This window comes from Acrocarpospora phusangensis, from assembly GCF_016862995.1.
GTDB classification, from domain to species: Bacteria; Actinomycetota; Actinomycetes; order Streptosporangiales; family Streptosporangiaceae; genus Acrocarpospora; species Acrocarpospora phusangensis.
Window position 1 is genome coordinate 1 of sequence record NZ_BOOA01000054.1, and the last position, 21,603, is coordinate 21,603.

At 68.9% G+C, this 21,603-nt stretch carries 19 protein-coding genes; 13 read left to right on the forward strand and 6 right to left on the reverse strand.

From position 1 onward, the window contains the following. Positions 1 to 172: 172 nt before the first annotated feature. Positions 173 to 1,069, forward strand: coding sequence for a hypothetical protein (locus Aph01nite_RS28015; RefSeq protein WP_204044004.1), 897 nt, complete (start codon positions 173 to 175; stop codon positions 1,067 to 1,069). 132 nt (positions 1,070 to 1,201) lie between these two features. On the opposite strand, the gene Aph01nite_RS28020 is transcribed toward Aph01nite_RS28015, so the two are convergent. After that, on the reverse strand, positions 1,202 to 4,342 hold the full coding sequence (locus Aph01nite_RS28020; protein WP_204044005.1) for an AfsR/SARP family transcriptional regulator: 3,141 nt from the start codon (positions 4,340 to 4,342) through the stop codon (positions 1,202 to 1,204). Positions 4,343 to 5,229: 887 nt separating this feature from the next. Between Aph01nite_RS28020 and Aph01nite_RS28025 the strand changes: the two genes are divergently transcribed. The 10 genes from Aph01nite_RS28025 to Aph01nite_RS28070 all read left to right on the forward strand — a co-directional run bounded on the left by Aph01nite_RS28025 (position 5,230) and on the right by Aph01nite_RS28070 (position 16,491). Continuing rightward, positions 5,230 to 6,141 carry an RpnC/YadD family protein gene (locus Aph01nite_RS28025; protein WP_204044006.1) on the forward strand — a complete coding sequence of 304 codons (912 nt, stop codon included), beginning with the start codon at positions 5,230 to 5,232 and terminating at the stop codon, positions 6,139 to 6,141. 527 nt (positions 6,142 to 6,668) lie between these two features. Further along, the gene (locus Aph01nite_RS28030) at positions 6,669 to 7,046 is read left to right on the forward strand and encodes a hypothetical protein (RefSeq protein WP_239162031.1); all 378 of its coding nucleotides are present in this window, start codon (positions 6,669 to 6,671) and stop codon (positions 7,044 to 7,046) included. Positions 7,047 to 7,137: 91 nt separating this feature from the next. Then, entirely contained in the window at positions 7,138 to 9,183 is a 2,046-nt protein-coding gene (locus tag Aph01nite_RS28035) for a hydantoinase/oxoprolinase family protein (RefSeq protein WP_204044007.1), read from the forward strand. After that, positions 9,170 to 10,987 carry a hydantoinase B/oxoprolinase family protein gene (locus Aph01nite_RS28040; protein WP_204044008.1) on the forward strand — a complete coding sequence of 606 codons (1,818 nt, stop codon included), beginning with the start codon at positions 9,170 to 9,172 and terminating at the stop codon, positions 10,985 to 10,987. Before Aph01nite_RS28035 ends, Aph01nite_RS28040 begins: the two co-directional genes overlap by 14 nt. Before the next feature lie 288 nt (positions 10,988 to 11,275). After that, positions 11,276 to 12,127, forward strand: a complete 852-nt coding sequence (locus Aph01nite_RS28045) for a helix-turn-helix domain-containing protein (RefSeq protein WP_204044009.1) — start codon at positions 11,276 to 11,278, stop codon at positions 12,125 to 12,127. Between the two features lie 32 nt (positions 12,128 to 12,159). Next, positions 12,160 to 13,002 (forward strand): SAM-dependent methyltransferase, encoded by an 843-nt coding sequence (locus Aph01nite_RS28050; RefSeq protein WP_239162032.1) that lies wholly within the window; start codon positions 12,160 to 12,162, stop codon positions 13,000 to 13,002. Then, a complete protein-coding gene (locus Aph01nite_RS28055; RefSeq protein WP_204044010.1) occupies positions 12,999 to 13,184 on the forward strand; it encodes a DUF397 domain-containing protein in 186 nt (61 codons plus the stop codon). The genes Aph01nite_RS28050 and Aph01nite_RS28055 overlap by 4 nt, the downstream gene beginning before the upstream one ends. Beyond that, complete coding sequence (locus Aph01nite_RS28060) at positions 13,181 to 13,618, forward strand: HAD family hydrolase (RefSeq protein ID WP_204044011.1); 438 nt, start codon at positions 13,181 to 13,183, stop codon at positions 13,616 to 13,618. Before Aph01nite_RS28055 ends, Aph01nite_RS28060 begins: the two co-directional genes overlap by 4 nt. A 79-nt stretch (positions 13,619 to 13,697) precedes the next feature. Further along, the gene (locus Aph01nite_RS28065) at positions 13,698 to 14,873 is read left to right on the forward strand and encodes a CaiB/BaiF CoA transferase family protein (RefSeq protein WP_204044012.1); all 1,176 of its coding nucleotides are present in this window, start codon (positions 13,698 to 13,700) and stop codon (positions 14,871 to 14,873) included. Between the two features lie 109 nt (positions 14,874 to 14,982). Beyond that, positions 14,983 to 16,491: a carboxyl transferase domain-containing protein gene (locus Aph01nite_RS28070; RefSeq protein ID WP_204044013.1), complete on the forward strand. Its 1,509-nt coding sequence runs from the start codon at positions 14,983 to 14,985 to the stop codon at positions 16,489 to 16,491. Here Aph01nite_RS28070 and Aph01nite_RS28075 read toward each other — a convergent pair. From Aph01nite_RS28075 to Aph01nite_RS28090, 4 genes are read right to left on the reverse strand one after another with little or no spacing between them, the layout of a single operon-like run. Further along, positions 16,479 to 16,904, reverse strand: coding sequence for a hypothetical protein (locus tag Aph01nite_RS28075; protein ID WP_204044014.1), 426 nt, complete (start codon positions 16,902 to 16,904; stop codon positions 16,479 to 16,481). The genes Aph01nite_RS28070 and Aph01nite_RS28075 overlap by 13 nt on opposite strands. Then, the gene (locus Aph01nite_RS28080; protein ID WP_239162033.1) at positions 16,901 to 17,359 is read right to left on the reverse strand and encodes a hypothetical protein; all 459 of its coding nucleotides are present in this window, start codon (positions 17,357 to 17,359) and stop codon (positions 16,901 to 16,903) included. The genes Aph01nite_RS28075 and Aph01nite_RS28080 overlap by 4 nt, the downstream gene beginning before the upstream one ends. A 10-nt stretch (positions 17,360 to 17,369) precedes the next feature. Continuing rightward, the gene (locus Aph01nite_RS28085) at positions 17,370 to 18,149 is read right to left on the reverse strand and encodes a carbon-nitrogen hydrolase family protein (RefSeq protein WP_204044015.1); all 780 of its coding nucleotides are present in this window, start codon (positions 18,147 to 18,149) and stop codon (positions 17,370 to 17,372) included. Further along, entirely contained in the window at positions 18,091 to 18,978 is an 888-nt protein-coding gene (locus tag Aph01nite_RS28090) for a DUF418 domain-containing protein (RefSeq protein WP_204044016.1), read from the reverse strand. The genes Aph01nite_RS28085 and Aph01nite_RS28090 overlap by 59 nt, the downstream gene beginning before the upstream one ends. Before the next feature lie 37 nt (positions 18,979 to 19,015). Here Aph01nite_RS28090 and Aph01nite_RS28095 point away from each other — a divergent pair, with 37 nt between their 5' ends. Both Aph01nite_RS28095 and Aph01nite_RS28100 read left to right on the forward strand, forming a co-directional pair. Next, positions 19,016 to 20,155, forward strand: a complete 1,140-nt coding sequence (locus tag Aph01nite_RS28095) for a pyridoxal phosphate-dependent aminotransferase (protein ID WP_204044017.1) — start codon at positions 19,016 to 19,018, stop codon at positions 20,153 to 20,155. Positions 20,156 to 20,215: 60 nt separating this feature from the next. Beyond that, positions 20,216 to 20,773 carry a peroxiredoxin gene (locus tag Aph01nite_RS28100; RefSeq protein WP_204044018.1) on the forward strand — a complete coding sequence of 186 codons (558 nt, stop codon included), beginning with the start codon at positions 20,216 to 20,218 and terminating at the stop codon, positions 20,771 to 20,773. 6 nt (positions 20,774 to 20,779) lie between these two features. Here the strand turns inward: Aph01nite_RS28100 and Aph01nite_RS28105 are convergent, their stop codons facing one another. Further along, positions 20,780 to 21,568 (reverse strand): SAM-dependent methyltransferase, encoded by a 789-nt coding sequence (locus Aph01nite_RS28105; RefSeq protein ID WP_204044019.1) that lies wholly within the window; start codon positions 21,566 to 21,568, stop codon positions 20,780 to 20,782. Positions 21,569 to 21,603 lie beyond the last annotated feature (35 nt).

Here is a 21,603-nt window from a genome sequence, read left to right on the forward strand (position 1 = left end):
GGGACGTTCCCGCAGTAGATAGAGCCTGCGCTCGTCGCTCGACTCCGCCGTCCGGCCTTGCCGGTTTCCGAGCCGCCTCCGAACTAGACGTCCGTCCCGACCCGTTGAGCGATAGGGCCACTTCTCGGCTGCCCCTATCGCCGCGTGCGATCTTTGGGCGTAGGTTTGCCCTATGCGGGAGGCTCACGCGGAGGACGCACGATCCGAGGCCAAGCGACTGATTCTCGACCTGCTGGGGGAGGAGCGTCCCACCGCCGGGACCCTGCTCAAAGAGGCCCAGGCCGTGCTCGGCAGGGAACGCACCCGGCGGGCCGCCGACCTGGCCAGGGGCGCGCCGCTCACCCGGCGCTCGGCCGAACTGGCCGCCATCGCCGCCCTCTTCGTCGGCACCGGCGAACTCGGCGCGGGCTGGTGGACGGTCAGCCGCGGCGGCTCCCTCCCGCCGCCTGAGGAGGTCCTGGTCAAAGCCCAGCCCCTCGACCCGTGGGCCGACCTGACCGTACTGGAGATGCTGGCCGCCTGGATCTCCGACGACGTCGCCGACGCCATCTGGGGACCGCCCGCCGGGTCCGCCGACCTCAACTCCTGGCAGGCGGAGGACCGCGTCCAACTGCCCGAAGGCGTACGGGCCGGGACCCGGCTGGTCGTCTCGTTCGACGCCGGCGGTCGCCTGGACGCCGTCGTGGTCACCCGCAAGGACGACGACCTCGGCTCCAACCTGGACTTCTCGTCCCTGCGCTACTCCCGCCCCGCCGAAGCCCAATGGAGCTGGGGCGTCGCCGCCGGCCTCGGACCCCACCCGCTCCCCGACGAACTCCCCGACCCGTACGCCGACCCCGTGGACCAGCCCGCGGCGACCGTCCTCCGCGAGTGGGCGCTCCAGCACGGCGCGACACCCAGCCTCGCCGGGCCGCCCTGGGCCAACCGGGGCGACGTGATCGCCGCCGTCGAACGGGTCGACTGGATGTGGCGCAGCGCCGAATGGTTCGCCTGGTGGCGCGCCACCGCCGCCCTCATCGACGCCGAACCCGCCCAACTCGACCGCCGCCTGGAGGACCTCGCCGGCTAACTTGAGGGTGGCCGAGGATCACATCGAAGACTTGGTTGCGGTCGACCGGGTCCTTCTTGGAGTTGAACGCGACACGGCAGAATGCGCCTCAGATCATCCTGATCGCGTCATGTCGCGCGGTGGGTATCGCTTTCAGGCGGTCGAGTCGTTCCGGCCGGGCGTTCGTATCCCTTCGAGGCTGGCGCGCAGGTCTTCGGCCTTCGGCACGCCCAACTGGTCGTACAAGGCGAGCGCCTGGTGCCAGCACTCTTCTGCCCTGGCGACTTCGCCGGTGTTGACCAGGGAGAAACCCATCTGCTCCAGAATGCTGGCCTGCTGGTAGAGCTCGCCGGTGGTCCGGGCGAGTTCGAGTGCCTGGCCGTAGTTCTCCAGTGCGATGGTGTGGCGTCCGGCCCGCCGATGGACGTCGCCGATATGGCACAGAGCGTGCGCCTCGATGGATCGTTCCGAGATCGCGATCGCGATATTCCGAGCCTTCTGATAGTGAATAGTGGCCTCGCCGTCGCGGCCCATGCGTGCGTAGCAGCTGCCGATGTTCGCCAGCGCGTCGGCTTCCCCCCGGCGGTCGCCGATCTCCTGATAAAGCTTCACCGCGTTGCGGAAATACTGATTGGCCTCTGCCAGGTGGCCCATGGACTGGCGCACCCTGGCGACATTGTTGAAACATATGGCCCGATGCTGCGGGCCCATATCAGGGTCTGCGGCGGCCGCCTCCTCGTAGTACTGCAGCGCGGATTCCAACCGGCCGAGCCCAAATTCGACGTCTCCCATGTTGTTCAGGCTGATCTGGAGGCCGCGCGGGTCGTTGATGGCCCGATTGCCTTCGACGGCCTGCCGAAAGAGGTCCGTGGCCTCCGTGTACTCCCCTAGATACCATCTGGCGATGCCCACGTGAGTAAGGCTTTCCACCTCGCCTGAACGGTCCCCGATGTCGCGCCGGGTCCGGAGCGCGAGCAGGCAGTATTCCAGGCCGATAGCGTATTCGGAGCTGTGGACGTGGATAACGCCGAGCAGGTCGAGCAGGTCGGCGATGGCGTGCTGGTCGTTGAGCGTACGCTGAGTGGTCAGTGCCTGGGTGGCTTGATCGCTGGCTTCTCGCAGGTTGCCGGCTCGCCAGTGAATCCGGGCGAGATCCGCCCGCGCGCGGGCTTCGCCCGACCGGTCGCCGAGTTCCTGCCAGGCCTCGATCGCGCGCTGGTGGAGGATGACGGCTTCCTTCCAACGTCCGGACGTCTCCAGAAACTCGCCCAGACTGCGGGAGATCAGCCCGGCGTGGCGCGGCCACCGATCATCGGAGGCGTGTTTGGCGAGATGGAGCAGATTGTCCAATTCCGCGGTGAACCATTGCCGCGCGTCCCCTGCGTTCTCCAGCGTCGGCAGAACCGGCTGCGAATCGCCGATCTCGACCGCTGCTCGGGTGTGCCGCGGATGAAGCAGCCGGTCGGCACGATCTGCGGTGAGTAGGTAGTAGTCGAGCAACCGGGCACGCGCCGCTCGGCGTTCATGCTCCGGCCGGTGGGCGGAGAGCTGGCGGGCGTATTCGCGGATGAGATCGTGGAACTGGTACCGGCCACGACGCGGTTCCTCGATGAGGTGATGGTCCTGGAGGTCCTCCAGGATGCGTTCCGTGGTGTGCCGGTCCTCCTGGAGCAAGGCCGCTGAGCTGTCGACGTCCAATTCGGTGCCGGTGTGGAGCCCAAGTAGCCGGAACGCCTCTTGATGCGAAGGTTCGAGCCCTTGATATGACAGTTCGAAGGCGGCGGTGATCTCCACATTGGCCGCCCGGATCTCCGCCAGCCTGCGATTACCGTCACTGAGAATGGCGATCATGTCGGCGACCCGCCAGGAGGGCCGGTGCCGGAATCGGTTCCCGACGAGCTGGACCGCCATCGGAAGGTAGCCGCACAGCCGCATGAGCTCCGCGACCTCGCCGGGTTCTCTGGCGCGGTGTTGGCCGACGATCCGGCCGAACAGAGCGGCGGCGTCCTCGGGAGGCATCGCGTCGAGTGGCAGTGACTGTACATCGTCGAGTCCGGCCAGGCGGCGTCGGCTGGTGATCAGGACCAGGCAGCCGGGGGCGCCCGGGAGCAGGTGGCGGATCTGCTCATGGTCGGTGGCGCCGTCCAGGACCACCAGCGCTCTGCGGTGAGCCAACTCCGCCCGCCACAACGTCGCACGCTCGTCCAATTCGCCCGGAATATGCGCGGCGGGGATGCCCAGCACGCTCAACAGCCGGTCCAGCGCGACAAGCGGATCCAGCGGAGCGTGCTCGGCGTCGTGACCATGCAGATCGAGATGGAACTTTCCGTCCGGGTACTGGTCGCCGAGCTGATGCGCCAGGTGCAGGGCGAGCGTGCTCTTCCCGGCACCGGGCATCCCGTCTATGGCCAGCACGGTGACCGCCGTCTCATGAGGGGTGGCCATGGCCAGCAGTTGAGCGAGCTCGACGGTTCGCCCGGTGAAGACGGACGTGTCGCGGGGCAGATTGTTCTTCGCCCGGTCGCCGATGGTCGACTCGGACGCCAGCAGCAGCGTCGTGTCGCTGTTGAGAATGCGCTGGTGGAGCTCCCGCAGCTGCGGACCGGGCTCCGTGGCGTATTCGGAGACCACGTTGTCCCGTGCCCGTCGGTAGGCGTCCAAAGCGTCTACCTGGCGGCCACTGCGATAGAGCGCGGTCATCAGTAGTTCGACCAGCTTGTCGTTGTACGGGTAACTGTCGATCAGCTCGGACAGCTTGACGACCATGTCGGCGTGCCGGCCCAGCTGGAGTTCGAACTGCACCCGGTCTATCGCCCCACCGAGAAGCTCATCCTCGATGCTCTTTCTGGTGCTGGTGGCCCACGATCCGGACAGGCCTGCCAATGGTTCTCCGCGCCACAGCTCGCCCGCCTCGTTCAGCAGCCGTACGGCTACTCGCACATCGCCACTTCGGGCAATGGCCCGCGCTTGCGCGCGCAATTGCCTGAAGCGGATGTAATCCACGTTCTCCGGATCGGTCTCCAGCGTGTACGCTCCGGCGCGATTGCTGATCTGGGCGTCGGCCCCCAAATTATGGAGACGATTCCTAAGCCGGGTGACTTTCGAGTACAGAGTGCCACGCGGGTTATCTGGTGGATCACCGTCCCATACTCGGGCGACGAGAGTCTCGATTGGGACCGGCTGACCAGGAGTGAGCGCGAGTGCAGCCAGTACATGGCGTTCTCCGGCCCACCAGACGGCATGGCGTGTCTGTTTGTCCCAGAGCTCGATCGGGCCAAGTATCCGGAATTCCATTGGAGCCCCTTTGTAGGGGACAGGACTTTCCAACGAAAGCTTCTCACCATTGGATAGGGAAATCTAGAAGTAACCTCCCTGAAGGTGAACTGTAAGGTTTCCGTCTTCGCTGAGCGTCACGCCGGCGATGGGAACGATCCACTGATCGCTGTTCCTGATCGAGTTACCTGCCGCCACCGAATGGTATTCACCGGAGTCCTCCTCATGTTCTGCTCCTAGATCGACATAGCGCACCCGAATATGTAACATGTGGTTCTGTACCAGCGTGATGGGGTATTGTTTCCTGGCCGATAAGATTTGCGGCAAATCGGACAATTGGTTATAGGCAGACCTAAATCATCATAGGAAGATCAAGGTGCGTGATATGACGCCGCAAGATGGCGAAGCGACGCCGCTGCCGAACGGGGAGGAAGCTCCCATGTTCATGTTCCACGTGATCTTGATGCTGCTTGTCCGCTAGGTTCCGTGCTCAGGCACAGAAGGTCCCCCACCGTAGGGTCGGGGGACCTTCGTGCTGAGGGGGTGGAACCGTTCGGCTCTCCACTGTCTGCTGGGTTCGTGTCCGGCTCCAGGCGCTGCCCGTGTCGCCCGGAGGCCCTTCGTGTAAGCGACTCGCCCCCGTCCAGACAGGAGGGGTCGTTTGGGGAGGGGAGGTGTACATGACGACCTCGCGCAACAAGATCTGCGGAAGTCGAAAGTACGCTCACGTAGAAATATGACCACCTGACGGCAGATTTATATCCCCCATCCGGCCTACCGCACGTGCTGTACAAAGGGATGATCGTCACATTGGGCCGTTGTCGTGGTGAGTTTCGGGTATCATTTGCGCAATAGGAACAATTTGCTGTTCGGCGTAATGGGGCCTTTCCGAAAGTAGTCTTCCGGCCATGGTCACTCCCAGGCATGAGGGGCTAACCGGAATAGCCACCCTCGATGCCGGCATCACCGCAGAGGCCCTGCGCGCGCTTTTCGACCTGTCGATCCCCAACGGTGAGGCGCGCGTTCTGTCCTGCGATCTGTCCGAAGCCGTCCCCGCCGTGTATCGCGCGGACGCCGCCATCCTGTACGCCTCCAGGGACACCAGCCTCGGTGTCATCGTCGAAGTGCAGCTTCGACCGGACCACCGCAAACACGACAGCTGGCTGGCCTATATCGCGAATCTTCGTGCTCGCGACCACACGCCGACCTGTCTCGTGGTCATCTGCCCCAACCGTCAGACCGCCACGTGGGCGTCTCTTCCGATCGAAACCGGCCATCCCGGGCTCACTCTGGTACCCCTGGTGATCGGCCCCGACAACACCTCGGTGATCACCGACGTCGCCGAAGCGGTCGGGAACATCGGCCTAGCCGCCATCGCGGCCATCACCCACAGCGAGAATCCCCAGATCAGGGCCATTCTTGCCGCCCTCACCGAAGCCCTGAACCACATCGACCCGGCCGCCGCCCAAAGGTACGCTGAATACGTCACCGTGGCTCTGACCGGCACCGCCAAAACCGAAATGGAGCAGCTCATGGCCACCAAGTCGTACCTCTACCAGGGGAAGTACGCCCAGAGCCTCATCGAGGAGGGCAGGGCGAGCGGTATCGCCGAAGGAAGGGCGAGCGGTATCGCCGAAGGCAGGGCGAGTGGTATCGCTGAAGGCGAGGCGAAGTCGCTGCTTTTCGTTCTTGAGAAGCGGGGTGTGGAGCTGTCCGAGACCGATCGAAAGAACGTTCTGAGCTGCACCGATCAGGAATTGCTGACCGCCTGGCTGGAGCGGGCCCTCACGGCGAGGTCGGTCGAGGACGTATTCGGTTGAAGGGAGACCGGCGCAGCCCCTGAAGGGGATTCTGGGCGTAAAACATCCGGTTACCGGAAAGAGCACGCTCTGAACCTCATGCTGGAAGCCATAGCGAGAGGTAAGGCGCGAGGTACGGCCAACTATCTTCTCCTGTGTCTGTATAAGGCTGGCCTGGAATTGTCTGAGGCTGATCGCGAGCGGGTTCTCAGCTGTACAGATCAGGAACAACTGGCTATCTGGGTGAAGCGGGCGCCGTACGTGGACAGGGCAGAGGACATGTTCACTGACCCAGATCTTTCGCGATCTTGAGCGCGGCTCCTCACTGGCCAGTTGGACTTGTGTGGTGGGGGATTTCGGTGTCATGGCCCGGTGGTCGCCGGGGCGGCCCTTGGTTCCCCGCTGGTGGGCCGGGCCAGCAGGGGAACCCCGGCCGCGCCGATCAACTGGAGCCCGCACCCCGCTCGGATGATCCACCCTGCCTATTGGCTGGATCCGGCGCTCGTGGGAGATTTCTCCCCTAGGTTTCGAGAGCCCCAGGAGGAACAGTGGCCACACCAGGTGAGACCCCCCTTGACTTGGACGCGATGATGGTGGCCGATGACAGGACCGAGGCCGATGTGGATGCCGCGCGGTGGCGGTACGGGTTCTATGTCGTGCTCACCGGATTGGTTGTGATCTTGGTCGGGTTCGCGGTGGCCGTGTTGCGGACCGGGGAGGCCGGGACGTTGTTCGCGGGGCTGTCCGGGGTCGTGGGGACGATCATCGGGGCGTACTTCGGGGTGCAGGCGGGTCAGTCGGGGAAGGACAAGGCCGAACTGGAGTTGCGCCGGGCCAACGACCGGGCGACCCGGATGGCCGCGTACGTGGGGCCGCAGAACATCGACCAGATCATGGGGCCGGTGCGCAGGCCGACCCGGGGCTGACCTCGGCAGGCAGGCTATGACGACTATTTCCAGATTCTTCGGCACACTCCGCTGATTTCACGTCTCACAGCCGGTCGGTAGAAACTGGAGCATGCACAGCGTCCGTATCGGGGTCGACACCGGCGGCACGTTCACCGACGTGGTTCTGGTGGACGAGGCCTCCGGCCAGATCGTCACGACCAAGACTCCCTCTACTCCTGCCAACCCAGCCGATGGATTTCTGGCAGGCGTGCACAAGGTGCTGGAACTCCACGGGAACCTGGTCGGCCTCGAGGCGGTGTCCGCGCTCGTGCACGGGACCACAGTGGCCACCAACCAGCTCCTGGAGGACCGGCCGGACGGCACCGCCCACCTGGGGTTCGTCACCACGGAGGGCTTCGAGTTCATCCTGGAGATCGCCCGCCAGAGCGTGCCGGACGGCTACGGGAACTCCTACTTCTGGGTGAAGCCGCCCAGGATCGTGCCCGTGCACCGGGTGAAGACGGTCGGCGGCCGGATGGACCATCTCGGCGCGGAGGTGCGGCCGTTCGACGAGGACGCGGCGGCCGAGACGGCACGGTGGTTCCGGGAGCAGGGGGTCACCGCGATCGGCGTGTGCTTCCTGCACTCGTACGCGAACCCGGAGCACGAGCGGCGCATGCGGGACGTGCTGGCCCGGGAGCACCCGGACGCGGTCGTCTCGCTCTCCAGCGACGTGCTGCGCGAATACCGCGAGTACGAGCGCTCGATCACCACCCTGGTGGACGCCGCCGTGAAGCCCGTCATGCGGAGGTACATCGACAACCTCTCGGACCGGCTCGGGCGCGGCTTCTCGGTGATGAAGAGCAACGGCGGAGTGCTGTCGGCCGCCGAGGTGGTGCACCAGCCGATCACCACCGTGCTGTCCGGCCCGGCGGCGGGCGCGCTCGGCGCCGCCCTGATCGCGAGTACGGCCGGCCACCCCTCCGTGATCACGCTGGACGGCGGCGGCACCTCCACCGACGTGGCCGTGGTCGTGGACGGCGAGCCCTCCCAGACCACCGAGGGCAGCATCGGCCGCTACCCGTGCAAGATCCCCATGATCGACATCGTCACCGTGGGGGCGGGCGGCGGGTCGATCGCCTGGATCTCCCCGGAGGGCACCCTGAAGGTCGGCCCCAAGTCGGCGGGCGCCGATCCGGGGCCGATGTGTTACGGCAAGGGCGGCACCGAGGTGACCGTCACCGACGCGCACGTCTTCCTCGGCCGGGTGCCCCCCCACCTGCTCGGCGGCGAGATCCCGCTGGACGCGGCGGCGGCCCGTGCCGGCATCGAGGCGCTGGCCGCCAAGCTGGGCCTCACCCCGGAGCGCTGCGCCACCGGCATCCTGGAGATCAGCGCCTTCAACCAGTCCAACGCGATCAGGCAGATCACCGTCAAGCGCGGCCTGGACGTGCGCGACTTCCCGATGGTCGCGTTCGGCGGGTCGGGGCCGCTGCTGGCCTGCCGCCTGATCGACGTGCTCGGGCTGAAGGCCGCGATCATCCCGCCCGAGCCGGGCAACGTGTCGGCGTTCGGGCTGCTCACGGTGGACGTCAAGAACGACTACGTCCGTACGCACGTGACCAGGGAGCCCTCCCTGGAGACGATGGCGGGGATCTTCGCCGAGCTGGAGGCGCAGGCCGCCGAGGCCCTGGACCGCGAGGGCTTCACCGAGCACGTGTACGCGCGCAGCGCCGACCTGCGCTACTACGGCCAGGCCTACGAGGTCCGGGTGCCCGCCTCCGACGGCCCGCTCACCCCGGCCTGGCAGGACGCCGTCGTGGCCCGCTTCCACGAAGCCCACCAGAAGCTCTACGGGTACGGCTACCGCGACGACCCCCAGCACGCCGTCGAATGGGTCAACCTCCGGGTCTCCGGCATCGGCCCGATCACCAGGCCGGCGGTGGCGCGCAAGCCGTACCAGCCGGGGGAGCCGAGCCCGATCTGCACGCGGGACGTCTTCTACGAGAGCTGGGCCCGCACGGTGATCTACCGCCGCCGCGAGTTGGGCGCGGGCGCGGTCGTGACCGGCCCGGCCGTCATCGAGGAGTACGGCTCGACGCTCCCGATCCATCCCGGTTTCACGGCGACCATGGACGACTACGGCAACCTGGAGGTCCGGCGTGAGCTCGGCTGACCCGATTCTGATCGAGATCGTGGAGGGCACGCTGGCCTCGGTCGAGATGGAGGTCGAGACCGCCATCGCCAGGACCGCCCGCTCGCCCATGATCCGGGACGCGCACGACTTCCGCGCGGGCATCCACGACGTGAAGCTGCGCAAGCTGACCGGCAGGTCGTACTCGGCGCTGGTGCAGCCGATCGTGCGGGACTACCCGATCGAGACCATGCGGCCGGGGGACGTCTTCTTCCACAACGACGTGTACCTGTCCGAGGGCGGCATCGGGCATCTGCCGGACCTGTGCGTGACCGTCCCGGTCTTCCACGCCGGTGAGGTGGTCGCGTTCGTGCAGGCTTTCGGGCATCACGACGACATCGGCGGAGCCTGCCCGGGGTCGATGCCGTCGGGAGCGCGCAGCGTCTTCGAGGAAGGGCTGATGGTCCCGCCGATCCGGCTCTGGGACGAGGGCAGGCCCAACGAGGCCGCGCTGCGCATCATGACCCGCAACACGCGCATGCCCGACTCGCTCGCCGGCGACCTGGACGCGGAGTGCTCGGCCTGCCTGATGGGCGCCCGCCGCCTCGGCGAACTCTTCGACCGGTACGGCCGGGACGCCGTCGACGCCTGCTTCGACGCGATCATCTCCAAGACCACCGAGACCTTCCGCCGCGAACTCCTGGCGAAGATCCCGGAGGGCGTGCACGTGTGGGAGGACTACGCCGAGCACGACGGCGTGGACGAGCCCCGGCTGCACGCGCAGCGCATCACGCTGACCGTCGACCACGCCGCCCCCGAACCTCTGATCATCGACTTCACCGGCACGTCGCCGCAGGCCAAGGGCCCGATCAACCACGCGGGCGACTACGCCGACGGCGTGTTCCTGAAGAAGTGGCTGGCGCCGATCCTGCGCAACCTGGCCGAGACGCCGGAGCGCATGGCCGAACTCGACGTCAACGAGGGCGTGGTCCCGCTCATCAAGATGGTGTTCCCGGAGAAGGGCACCCTGCTGACGCCGATCTTCCCCGCCCCGACCAACGCGCGCACCTTCGTGATCCTGCGCCTGCTGGGCGTGCTCGCGGGCGTGCTGGCCAAGGCGACCGGCGGGCGCATGCCCGCCGACCAGGAGACGATCCGCTACACCGGCGTGTACGGCCACGACCACAACGGCAACGACTACCTGATGCGCGAGGTCCTCGGCGGCGGCTCCGGCGGACGCTGGTACGCCGACGGCGAGGACACCATCCACGTGGTGCCCGACTCCCGCAACATCCCGGTGGAGTTCGCCGAGGCCCGCTGGCCGTTCCGGGTCGAACGCCTGGGCCTGGCCGTGGACAGCGGCGGCCCCGGCAGGTTCCGCGGCGGGCTCGGCTACGACAAGCACATCCGGATGCTGCGCGACGCGTCCTTCATGTCCATCGCGGACCGGTCGATCCTGAGCTGCTGGGGCGTCAACGGCGGCCGGGCCGGGCGGCCGTTCGTGGTGACCGTGAACGGGGTCGAGATGGAGGGCCTGGTCGACGACTTCCCGGTGCGCGAAGGGGAGATCGTCCGGGTTCGCACCACCGGGGGCGGCGGCTGGGGTTCGCCGTTCGAGCGGGAGCCGCAGCGGGTGGCGGACGACGTACGGGACGGGAAGGTGTCGCTGGAGGGCGCGCGGCACGAGTACGGCGTGGTGCTGTCCGACGATCTGGAGGTCGACGAGGCGGCCACCGAGGAACTGCGGGCGAGTCTGGCGGCGCCGTCGGAGGCGTTCTTCGACCGGGGGCCCGGGTATCCGAAGCTGTCGGGCGGGCAGCCGTACGCGGAGGTGGATGTCCGCTGATCGCGGGCGTCGGGGGATATTTCCGTCACCGGATAGGAGCGGAACCCTCTTCCGTGGGGGTTCCGTCATCCAAGAGGTCGGTGCTCCCCTAGGTCCTCACTCATATTTCCCGATCTTCGTGCAACATGTGCAACACCGGGGAAGAGGGCTCCTCGCGAGCCCTCTTTCAATGTAGAGGGCTGTCAGCCGTATGGATAGGGGTTCCAGCCCAGAAGTTCAGGGCCACTCTAGCAACCTAGAGAAGTAGCATGACTCTCTGGAGCGGATAGAGCAATATTGGAGACGCGGATGAGCAGCGGAGTCCAGCAGGCCAGGGAGTCGCTGGGCGGCCGGCTGCGGGAGATCAGGGCATCGGCTCGGGTGACCGGCAGGGACCTCGCCGCGCGGGCCGGCTGGCACTTCACCAAGGTCTCCAAGCTGGAGCACGGCCGCATCATGCCCAGCGAGGAGGACCTGCGCCTGTGGTGCTTCCACTGCCACGCCCTGGCCGAACTGGCCGGCCTGCTGGCCATGCGGGACAACACCGAGAAGATGTACGTGGAGCTGCGCCGCCTGCAGAAGGCCGGCTCGGCCGCGTACCAGCGGGAGCTGCGGGACCGGGAGGCGCGCGCGGGCTCGATCCGCAGCTTCTCGGCCTTCCTCGTGCCCGCGGTCGCCCAGACCCGCGCGTACGCCACCGTCCGGTTCGCCCAGTTCGCGGAGATGTCGGGCATCGAGCCGGACGTGGCGTCGGCCGTGGACGCCCGCATGGAACGCGCGGAGCTCCTGCTCAGCGGCCGGTCCCTGTTCCACCTCGTGCTCTGCGAGACCGCCCTCACCGCCGCGATGGCGCCCCCGGAGGTGATGCGGGAGCAGCTCCTGCACCTGGCCGGCCTCGCCCGCCTGCGCACCGTCGAGTTCGGGGTGATCCCCCTGGGCGCGCCGCACTATCCGCCGCTCTGCGACTTCTGGCTGCTGGACGACACCGCCGCCGAGACCGAGACGTACACCGCGTTCCTGCGGGTCACGCAGCCGGGCGAGGTCGCCGTCTACGCCCGGGTCTTCGACAGCCTGGCCCGCTCGGCCGTACACGGGGAGCAGGCCGTGGAGATCGTCGAGCGTCACGCGGCAGCGCTCGTGCAACATTGTGCAACAACATAGACGCAGGTGATCGGGCTTCCTAGCGTGAAGCCATGACCCCTCACGGACTGCCGATGGAGCCGCCCGACGCGGACCTCCGCCGGCATCGACGCCCCGAGCCGCACGTCACGATCGACGTGAAGGTCCCGAACGTGGCTCGCATGTACGACTACTACCTGGGCGGTAAGGACAACACCCTCGCGGACCGGGAGTGCGCGGAAGAAGTGATCAGGAAGGTCCCGCAGACCAGGGACATCGCGTGGGCGAACCGGCGCTTCCTCGGCCGGGCGGTCCGCCACCTCGCCGGCGAGCGGGGCGTCGACCAGTTCATCGACATCGGCGCCGGGCTGCCGACCCGCGAGAACGTGCACCAGGTGGCGCAGCGCGCCAACGCCGACGCCCGCGTGGTCTACGTGGACAACGACCCCGTGGTCCTCGTGCACGCCCGCGCGTTGCTCGCACGTGACGCGCAGACCCTGGCAATCCCCGGTGACGCCCGCCGCCCGCTGGACATCCTGGCCGACGCCGAACTGCGGGCCCTGCTCGACCTGACCCGGCCGGTCGCCGTGCTGCTGGTCGCCGTCCTGCACTTCGTGACCGACGAGGAGGACCCGTACGGCGCGGTCAGGTCACTCATGGCCGCCCTGCCCTCCGGCTCCTGCCTGGTCGTCTCCCACGTGGAGCGCGTCCGCAGCCTGGAGGCGGCCGCGAAGGAGTACGCGCGGGCGAGTTCCCCGGCGGTCCTGCGGTCGGCCGCCGAGGTGGCGGCGTTCTTCGAGGGCCTCACCCTGATCGAGCCCGGCCTGGTACGGCTCAAGCACTGGCGCCCCGACGACCTGGTGTTCCGCTTCGACCCGGATGTCCCCATCTTCGGCGCGATCGGGGTGAAGCCGTGACCTGGATCAGTGCAAGCGGCGGCTCCGCGGTCGAACTGGCCGCCCTCGGCGACGGCTTCGCCATGCGCAACGCAGGGGAGCCGGACGGCGCGGTGCTGTGCTTCACGGCCGCCGAGATCAACGCCTTCCTGCTGGGCGTGAAGGACGGCGAGTTCGACGACCTGGTGGCTCCGCCGGAATGAGCGTCTCGTGCCTCGTGGTCGATGACGGGGTGATCGACCACGGGGTCGCCGAGTCCGGGGAGGTGTTGCGGGCGATCGCCGCCGCGGGTGTGCGGCTGGTGTTCGCCGGCAACACCGAACCGGGGGACGACCGGCGGGCCCGGCTGCGGACGGCGGGCCTGGCGGACCTGTTCGCCGTCGTCCTGCAGTCGGGGCAGTTGGGCGTGGCCAAACCGGGGCTGATCTTCTACCGGCTGGTCGTGGCCGCGGCCGGATGCCCGCCGGACCGCGTGCTCTGCGTGGGTCGGGACATGGCGCGGGACGTGGTCGGCCCGCTCGTCCACGGCATGCGGCCGGTCCTGCTGCGGCCGGACGGGCTCGGGCCGGGGGAGCTTCTGCCGTACGGGACGGGGTTGATCCGGTGTGTCGGCGAACTTCCGGCATTCCTGGGGTGATATGGCAGGACCTGACGGTGGATCCGCCGCGTCGGCCTGGCAGGCTGACCGGACAGGACCGGAACACGCACCAGGAGTGATGACCGTGCAGGGACCTCTCGGCGACGTCGTCGTGCTCGACCTGTCCCGGGCGCTGGCCGGGCCGCACGCGGCCCAGATGCTCGGCGACCTCGGCGCCCACGTGATCAAGGTGGAGCACCCGGCCGGTGACGAGTCCCGTGGCTGGGGCCCGCCGTTCGCCGGCCCGGACGCCGACATCTCCACCTATTTCCTGGCGGCCAACCGCAACAAGCAGTCGATCACCGTGGACCTGAAGACCGACGAGGGCCGGGAGCTGGTCGAACGGCTGGTCCGCCGCAGCGACGTGTTGATCGAGAACTTCCGTACCGGTGTGCTGGACCGGCTCGGGTTCGGCGTGGACCGGTTGCACGAGCTCAACCCGCGCCTGGTCGTGCTGTCCATCACCGGGTTCGGCCACGACGGGCCCGAGGGCGGGCGGCCCGGTTACGACCAGATCGCCCAGGGCGAGGCCGGGCTGATGTCGCTCACGGGGCCGCCAGGCGAGCCGTACCGGGTGGGCGCGTCCATCGCGGACCTGCTGGCCGGCATCCACGGCGCGTACGGCGTGGTGGCCGCACTCTACGAGCGGGAGCGTACCGGCCAGGGCACCGTGGTGCGGACCTCGCTGCTGGCCTCCGTCGTCGGCGTGCACTCCTACCACGGCACCTCGTGGACGGTCGGCGGCAGGCTGCCCGTCGCCAACGGCAACCACCACAGCTCGATCGCGCCGTACGGGGCCTTCCACTGCGCCGACGGCATGATCCAGATCGCGGCCGGCAACGAAGGACAGTGGCGCAAGGTCGCCCAGCTACTAGACATCGACCCCGAGATCCCGAAATATGCGACGAACAGGGAAAGATTTGCGCATCGGGATGAGTTGATCTCCGAGATGGAGAAGGCCCTGGCCGCACACGATCGCGCACACTGGCTGTCCGCGCTCGACTCCCTCGGCGTTCCCGCCGGAGCCATCCGCTCCCTCGACGAGGTCTACAGCTGGGACCAGGTGCGCTCCCAGGGACTCCTGGTGGAGGTCGAGCACCCCGTGCTCGGCCGCATCACCCTCCCGGGACCGCCGCTCCGCTTCGACGACCACCCCGCCGCCGCCCACACCCCGCCCCCGGCGCTCGGTCAGGACAACGACGCCGTCCTCGCCTGGCTGGCGGAACGAGAAGCCTCGGGAGGTACGCCTACGTGACCCACCGGCACGCGGACGCGGCGACACGGGGCCTGGTGCCCGCCGGATCAGTGAATCTCGGGCAAGATTCCGGAGGGATCGGAATCAGTCACGGGAGCGAGGCCGGGTGGTGAACGAGCCGCGGGCGCGGCCGGACGCGCGGGCGCTGATCGGGACCGTGCTCGACCCCGGGACCTGGACGTCCTGGGACGAGCCGCCCGTCGACACCGCGCCGCCGGGATCGGAGTACGCCGAGGAGCTGGCCGCGGCCAGGGCCAAGACCGGCTACGACGAGGCGGTGATCACCGGCTCGGGGCTGCTGGGCGGGCGCAGGGTCGCCGTGGTGGCGTGCGAGTTCTCCTTCCTGGCGGGGTCCATCGGGGTCGCGGCGGCGGACCGGCTGGTGCGCGCGATCGAGCGGGCCACGGCGGAGGGCCTGCCGCTGCTGGCCGCGCCCGCCAGCGGGGGCACCCGGATGCAGGAGGGCGCGCTCGCGTTCATCCAGATGGTCAAGATCACCGCCGCGGTGTCGGCGCATCGTGCGGCGCGGCTGCCGTATGTCGTCTATCTCCGGCATCCGACGACCGGCGGGGTGTTCGCGTCCTGGGGGTCGCTCGGGCACGTCACCGCCGCCGAGCCGGGCGCGATGATCGGCTTCCTGGGGCCGCGCGTCTTCGAGTCGCTGTACGGGTACGCGTTCCCGGAGGGCGTACAGGTCGCGGAGAACCTTTTCGCGCACGGCCTGGTCGACGCCGTGGTCTCGGCGGAGGACGCCAGGGAGATCGCGATCCGGGCGCTGTCGGTGCTCTGCCCGGCCGAACCCGCGGCCCTCCCGGCGGAACCGGAGGAGTCACGCGCCGACGTCGGGGCCTGGCAGGCGATCATGAGTTCCCGGCGGGACGACCGGCCCGGCGTGCGCACGCTGCTCAGGTGCGCGGCCTCGGATGTCACGCCGCTGCACGGCACCGGGGCGGGGGAGAACGACCCCGGGCTGCTGCTCGCGCTGGCCAGGTTCGGCGGCGCGCCCGCCGTGGTGCTCGGCCAGGACCGGCGCAGCCAGCGCGCGGGCATGCCGCTCGGGCCGGCCGGGCTGCGGGTGGCGCGCCGGGGCATGCACCTGGCCGCAGAACTCGGCCTGCCATTGGTCACCGTGATCGACACCGCCGGGGCCGCGCTGTCCAAGGCGGCCGAGGAGGGCGGCCTGGCCGGGGAGATCGCCCGGTCCCTCGCCGACCTGGTCATGCTGGACGCGCCCACGGTCTGCCTGCTGCTGGGGGAGGGCGCGGGCGGGGCCGCGCTGGCGCTGCTCCCGGCCGACCGCGTGCTCTGCGCCCAGCACGCCTGGCTCTCCCCGCTGCCGCCCGAGGGCGCCTCGGCGATCCTCTACCGTACGGTCGACTTCGCGCCGGAGATCGCCGCGGCCCAGGGCGTGCGCGCGGCCGACCTGAAACGGGACGGCATCGTGGACCGGGTCATCCCGGAGTCGCCGGACGCCGCGTACGAGCAGGAGGCGTTCTGCGAGCGGGTGGCCAGGGCGCTGGAGTACGAGATCACCGGCCTGCTCGCGCAGGATCCTGCCGCCCGGCTGGCCACCCGCCTGGCCCGCTACCGGAACCTGGGGTCCGTTCAGCCCGGCTGACAGGGGATCGTGATGCGCTCCACCCGGATGGCCTGCACTTCCTCCCGGGGCACGACCACCTCGTACGCGCCGTGGTCGACCAGCCAGTAGCCGAGCGCCTCCGCCTTCATCCCGTTGTGACCGGTGTAGGCGATGTGCAGGCCGCCGCTCTCCCCGTTCTCGTCCTCGTCCAGGATCAGGCAGGGCTCGCCGCCGAACGCGCCCACCGTGCGCAGCAGCGTCAGCTGTTCCAGGTCCTTGATGTTGACGGCCAGCCGCCAGTAGCCGCGCCCCCGCTCGAAGCCCTCGGCGGGCGTCTCGCTGAACAGGACCACGTCGTCCCCGCCCGGCCCGATGGCGGCGGGGTAGGTCTGCGTGCGGTACGTGGCCACGAAACCGAGGCCCACGGGTTCGACGTCGCCGGTTTCGCTCATGCCGCCGGCCGCCAGGACAGGCCGTCGAAGGCGGCGAACGGCCGCTCTCCGGCTCTGGTGATGTGCACGATCTCGGCGCCCGCCGGGATCGGCATCGGCATGGTGTGGAACTGCGGCACGACATGCTCCCGTGAGGCGGTGAAGCCGTTCCCGGCGAATGGGGGTGAATCGTTCCAGTCACCGCCCATGTGCGGACCGTAGGGAACGACGTAGGTGTCGATGTCGCGGGCCACCCAGCGCATGAGGTAGAGCTCCGGCACCGCGGGCGTCAGCTCGGATCCCTCGAAGGACAGGTCGAGGGCGTCCACGAGGGCGCGCGGGGAGGTCAGCCGGTCGCAGTCCTGGACGCGGTAGACATACCCCGAGATGATCGTCCGCTTGCCCGCCAGGTACGGCACGAGCAGACGCGGCGGAATCACCTTCTGCATCCACGTGCTGTTGCCTGGCTCGCTCATGACGACAAGTTTACGATCCGGTGACCCCAAGTCTGCGATGTTCGAGGGACGGAAGGGTCCTGCGCACACTTTCCGTCCGCCGCCCGTCGATCTCCCCGGTGCGTACGGCCGGGCCGGGCCCGAGGTCGTGCACGGTCACGCCGAGCGGGTCGATGAGCAGGCTGCGGCCGACGCCGTAGCCGTCCTCGTGCGGGGGCTGGCCGACGGCGACGGTCCACATGGTGTTCTCGATCGCGCGGGCCCGGTTGAGCGTCACCCAGTGCTCCTCCTTGAACGGGCCCCCCGCCCAGGCGGCGATCACCGCGAACGCCTCCGCGCCCTGGTCCACCAGGGCCCTGGCCAGCTCGGGGAAGCGGATGTCGTAGCAGGTGATGAGCCCCACCCGCAGCCCGGCCAGCTCCGCCACGACCGGCGCGTCGCCGGGCTCGACCAGGTCGGACTCGCGGGCGCCGAAGGAGTCGAACAGGTGGATCTTCCGGTAGGCGGCCACCAGTTCGCCGTCGGTGTCGATGGCCACCGCCGTGTTGCTCACCCGCTCCCCGGCCGGGACGAAGGTGCCCGCGATGATCGCGGTCCCGGCCTCCCTGGCGGCCTCCCTGAGCCCGGTCACGAACGGGCCGTCCAGCGGCTCGGCGCGGTCCAGGATGCCCTTGCCGAAGCGGGTCAGCGTGGACTCGGGGAAGACCGCGAGGTCGGCGTCCGGCGCGGCCGCGAGGGCCTCGCGGACCGACTCAAGATTGGTCTTGGGGCTGTGGTCGATCGAGATCTGGCAGAGGGATACGCGTGTCACGTGCTTGAGTCTGCCCGTTCGGAACCAGTTCCCACCACGTCAGACACCGCCAGATCCACTCAAGCGGGCCATATCTATACCGGGCCAGCCACCATCGGGCGAACAGCCACTGCCCGATCAGCGTGATCACGGTCACCCCGATGATCTCGGCCGTGGTCTGCGGGCGCACCGCCAGGATGATCACCGTGCTGGACAGGTACGCCGACAGCGCCACCTTGCCGAGCGGCTCGAACACCCGGGGGCTGAGCAGCAGGAACCCGCTCGCGTACACCGCCGCGCCGGCCACGCAGGCGGCCAGGTAGCCCAGGTCCCGCCAGGTCAGCAGCGCGGCCACGGCCACGCTGAGGACGAAGAGGAGCGGGCTGGGCCGGACCGCGTCGAACGCCACGGCCGCCATGCCCAGCAGGAACAGCCCGGCGATGAGCGTCCACGGGTTCTCCCCGTACATCGCCGCCAGCGTGACCGCCGTCCCGAGTCCCAGCTGGACCCACTTCGGCAGGTAGCTCGCCGGGACCAGCACCACGGCCCCGAACACCGCGTACGGCACCAGCACCTCGCCCGGGTTGACGGCCCAGTGCGCCGCCCCGAACAGCGCCAGCACGGCCAGCCGCCGCAGCATGACCAGCCGGTCCGGATGCGCCCCCATGAACAGGGCGAAGCTCATCCCGAACAGGAAGGAGAAGATCGGGTAGAAGCGGCCCTGCACGAACGTGGACATCGCCCAGTCGATCTCGGGCGGTTTCGGCGAGTGCTGCCACGTGTTGACCAGCATGATCCCGCAGATCGCGAAACCGCGGAGCGCGTCGAGCTCACGAATTCGGGTGGCCACCAGACCAGAGTAGGTTGTGATCGTGCTTGTAGGACGGATGCGGGAATTCGGAACCACGGTTTTCGCCGAGATGACCGCCATGGCGGTGCGCACCGGCTCGATCAACCTGGGCCAGGGATTCCCGGACGAGGACGGCCCTGCCGCGATGCTCGCCCGCGCGGTCGAGGCGATCCACGGCGGCTTCAACCAGTACCCCCCGGGCCCGGGCGTGTCGGAACTCCGCCAGGCCGTCGCCGACCACCAGAAACTCCGGTACGGCCTGGCCTACGACCCGGACGGCGAGATCCTGGTGACCGTGGGCGCCACCGAGGCGATCACGGCCGCCGTGCTGGCGCTCTGCGAGCCCGGCAGCGAAGTGATCGTCTTCGAGCCGTACTACGACTCCTACCCGGCGGCGATCGCGATGGCCGGGGCGGTCCGGCGGGCGGTGCCGCTGCGAGTGGACGGCGGGCGGTTCGCGTTCGACCCCGCCGAACTGGCCGCCGCGGTGACGCCCAGGACCCGGGCGATCCTGGTCAACTCGCCGCACAACCCGACCGGGACCGTGTTCACGCCCGCCGAGATGGCGGCCATCGCCGCGCTCTGCCGCGAGCACGACCTGATCGCGATCACCGACGAGGTCTACGAGCACCTGACCTTCGACGGCGTGCCGCACGTGCCGCTGGCCACGCTGCCCGGCATGCGGGAGCGGACCGTGGCGGTCTCCTCGGCCGGGAAGACCTTCTCCGTCACCGGCTGGAAGACCGGCTGGATCTGCGCGCCGGCCGAGCTGATCTCCGCCGTCCAGACGGTCAAGCAGTTCCTCACCTTCACCTCGGCCGCGCCGTTCCAGCTCGCCGTGGCGTACGCGCTCCGGCACGAGTTGGAGTGGGTGGGCGCGCTCCGCGAGACCCTCCAGGGCAAGAGGGACCGGTTGATGGCCGGGCTCGCCGCAGCCGGGTTCGAGGTGCTGCGGCCGGCGGGGACGTACTTCGTGCAGACCGACATCCGGCCGCTGGGCTTCGCCGACGGCCTCGACCTGGCCCGCCGCCTGCCCGAGCTGGCGGGCGTGGTCGCCATCCCGACCCAGGTCTTCTACGACGAACCGGAGACCGGCCGCCACTACGTGCGATTCGCCTTCTGCAAGAAGGATTCGGTCATCGACGAGGCCATCAGCAGGCTCGCCCGGCTCGGCTGATTACCCGGTTCGGCGGGGAGCGGTCTATGCTCGCTGCGTTTCCTCACTAAGGAGAGCGGCTTGCTTACCGTCGGTGACCGTTTCCCGGAGTATGAACTGACCGCCTGCGTGGCGCTGGACGCGGACGAGGCGTTCGCCACCATCGACCACAAGACCTACGAGGGCATGTGGCGGGTCGTGTTCTTCTGGCCGAAGGACTTCACCTTCGTCTGCCCCACCGAGATCGCCGAGTTCGGCCGCCTGCACCGCGAGTTCGCCGACCGGGAGGCGCAGGTGCTCGGTGTCTCCGTGGACTCCGAGTTCGTGCACCACGCCTGGCGCAGGGACCACCCCGACCTGCGGGATTTGCCGTTCCCGATGCTCTCCGACATCACCAGGGAGCTGTCGCAGGACCTGGGCGTGCTCGGCCCCGACGGCGTCGCGCAGCGCGCCACGTTCATCGTGGACCCGAACCACGAGATCCGCTTCACCATGGTCACCTCCGGCTCGGTCGGCCGGAACGTGCGGGAGGTGCTGCGCGTGCTGGACGCGCTCCAGTCCGAGCAGCTCTGCCCGTGCAACTGGAACAAGGGTGACGCCGGGCTGGACGCCAGGAAGCTGCTCGCCGGTCAGAACTAGCGCCGGTCAGAGCTTCCTGCCGACCGCGCCGTACGCGCCGCGCACGGCCTCGGCGGGGATCGGCTTGTCCGGGCGCCACGCGGTGGCCCACACCAGGCCGGGCTCCACGAGTTCGAAGCCGTCGAAGAAGCGGCCGATCTCCTCGGCGGTGCGGTTGGTCATCAGCAGCGGCCCGGTGTTGTAGTTCTTGGCCAGCGTGCCCATCAGCTCGGGCTCGAAGTCGGCCGTCAGGTGGGTGATCGCGAGGTAGCTGCCCGGGCAGGTGGCGTCGGTGAAGGCCTTGACCGCGCCCCACGGGTCTTCCTCGTCCCTGATGTGCATCAGCGTGCCGACGATGATGACCGCCACCGGCTTGGAGAAGTCGAGGACCTTGTTCACGTCGGGGTGGTCGATGATCGTGTGCGGTTCGCGCAGGTCCGCCTCGATGTAGGTGGTCCGGCCCTCCGGCGTGCTGGTCAGCAGCGCCCGCGCGTGCACCATCACGATGGTGTCGTTGTCCACGTACGCCACGCGGGCGGCGGGATTGACCGACTGGGCCACCTCGTGCGTGTTCCCGGTCGTGGGGATGCCGGTGCCGATGTCCAGGAACTGGGTGACGCCCTGCTCCGCCAGGTACCGGACGGCCCGGCCGAGGAAGGCCCGGTTCTCCCTGGCCCCCTGCACCACGCCCGGCGTGGAGGCGATGACGGCCTCGGCGACCGCGCGGTCCGCGGCGTAGTTGTCCTTGCCGCCGAGCCAGTAGTCGTACACCCGGGCCGGATGGGGAACCGAGGTGTCGATCTTCGGAGTGGTCATGCTCGGAGCCCCCGAATAAGCGGCGATATTTGCGG

Excerpts from the sequence above, each read along its gene's own strand:
- Aph01nite_RS28105 (WP_204044019.1), bottom strand. The coding sequence starts at position 21,568 with ATGACCACTCCGAAGATCGACACCTCGGTTCCCCATCCGGCCCGGGTG.
- Aph01nite_RS28075 (WP_204044014.1), bottom strand. The coding sequence starts at position 16,904 with ATGAGCGAAACCGGCGACGTCGAACCCGTGGGCCTCGGTTTCGTGGCC.
- Aph01nite_RS28060 (WP_204044011.1), top strand. The coding sequence starts at position 13,181 with ATGAGCGTCTCGTGCCTCGTGGTCGATGACGGGGTGATCGACCACGGG.
- Aph01nite_RS28020 (WP_204044005.1), bottom strand. The coding sequence starts at position 4,342 with ATGGAATTCCGGATACTTGGCCCGATCGAGCTCTGGGACAAACAGACA.
- Aph01nite_RS28065 (WP_204044012.1), top strand. The coding sequence starts at position 13,698 with ATGACCGTGCAGGGACCTCTCGGCGACGTCGTCGTGCTCGACCTGTCC.
- Aph01nite_RS28095 (WP_204044017.1), top strand. The coding sequence starts at position 19,016 with ATGCGGGAATTCGGAACCACGGTTTTCGCCGAGATGACCGCCATGGCG.
- Aph01nite_RS28050 (WP_239162032.1), top strand. The coding sequence starts at position 12,160 with ATGACCCCTCACGGACTGCCGATGGAGCCGCCCGACGCGGACCTCCGC.
- Aph01nite_RS28025 (WP_204044006.1), top strand. The coding sequence starts at position 5,230 with ATGGTCACTCCCAGGCATGAGGGGCTAACCGGAATAGCCACCCTCGAT.
- Aph01nite_RS28080 (WP_239162033.1), bottom strand. The coding sequence starts at position 17,359 with ATGAGCGAGCCAGGCAACAGCACGTGGATGCAGAAGGTGATTCCGCCG.
- Aph01nite_RS28015 (WP_204044004.1), top strand. The coding sequence starts at position 173 with ATGCGGGAGGCTCACGCGGAGGACGCACGATCCGAGGCCAAGCGACTG.
- Aph01nite_RS28045 (WP_204044009.1), top strand. The coding sequence starts at position 11,276 with ATGAGCAGCGGAGTCCAGCAGGCCAGGGAGTCGCTGGGCGGCCGGCTG.
- Aph01nite_RS28035 (WP_204044007.1), top strand. The coding sequence starts at position 7,138 with ATGCACAGCGTCCGTATCGGGGTCGACACCGGCGGCACGTTCACCGAC.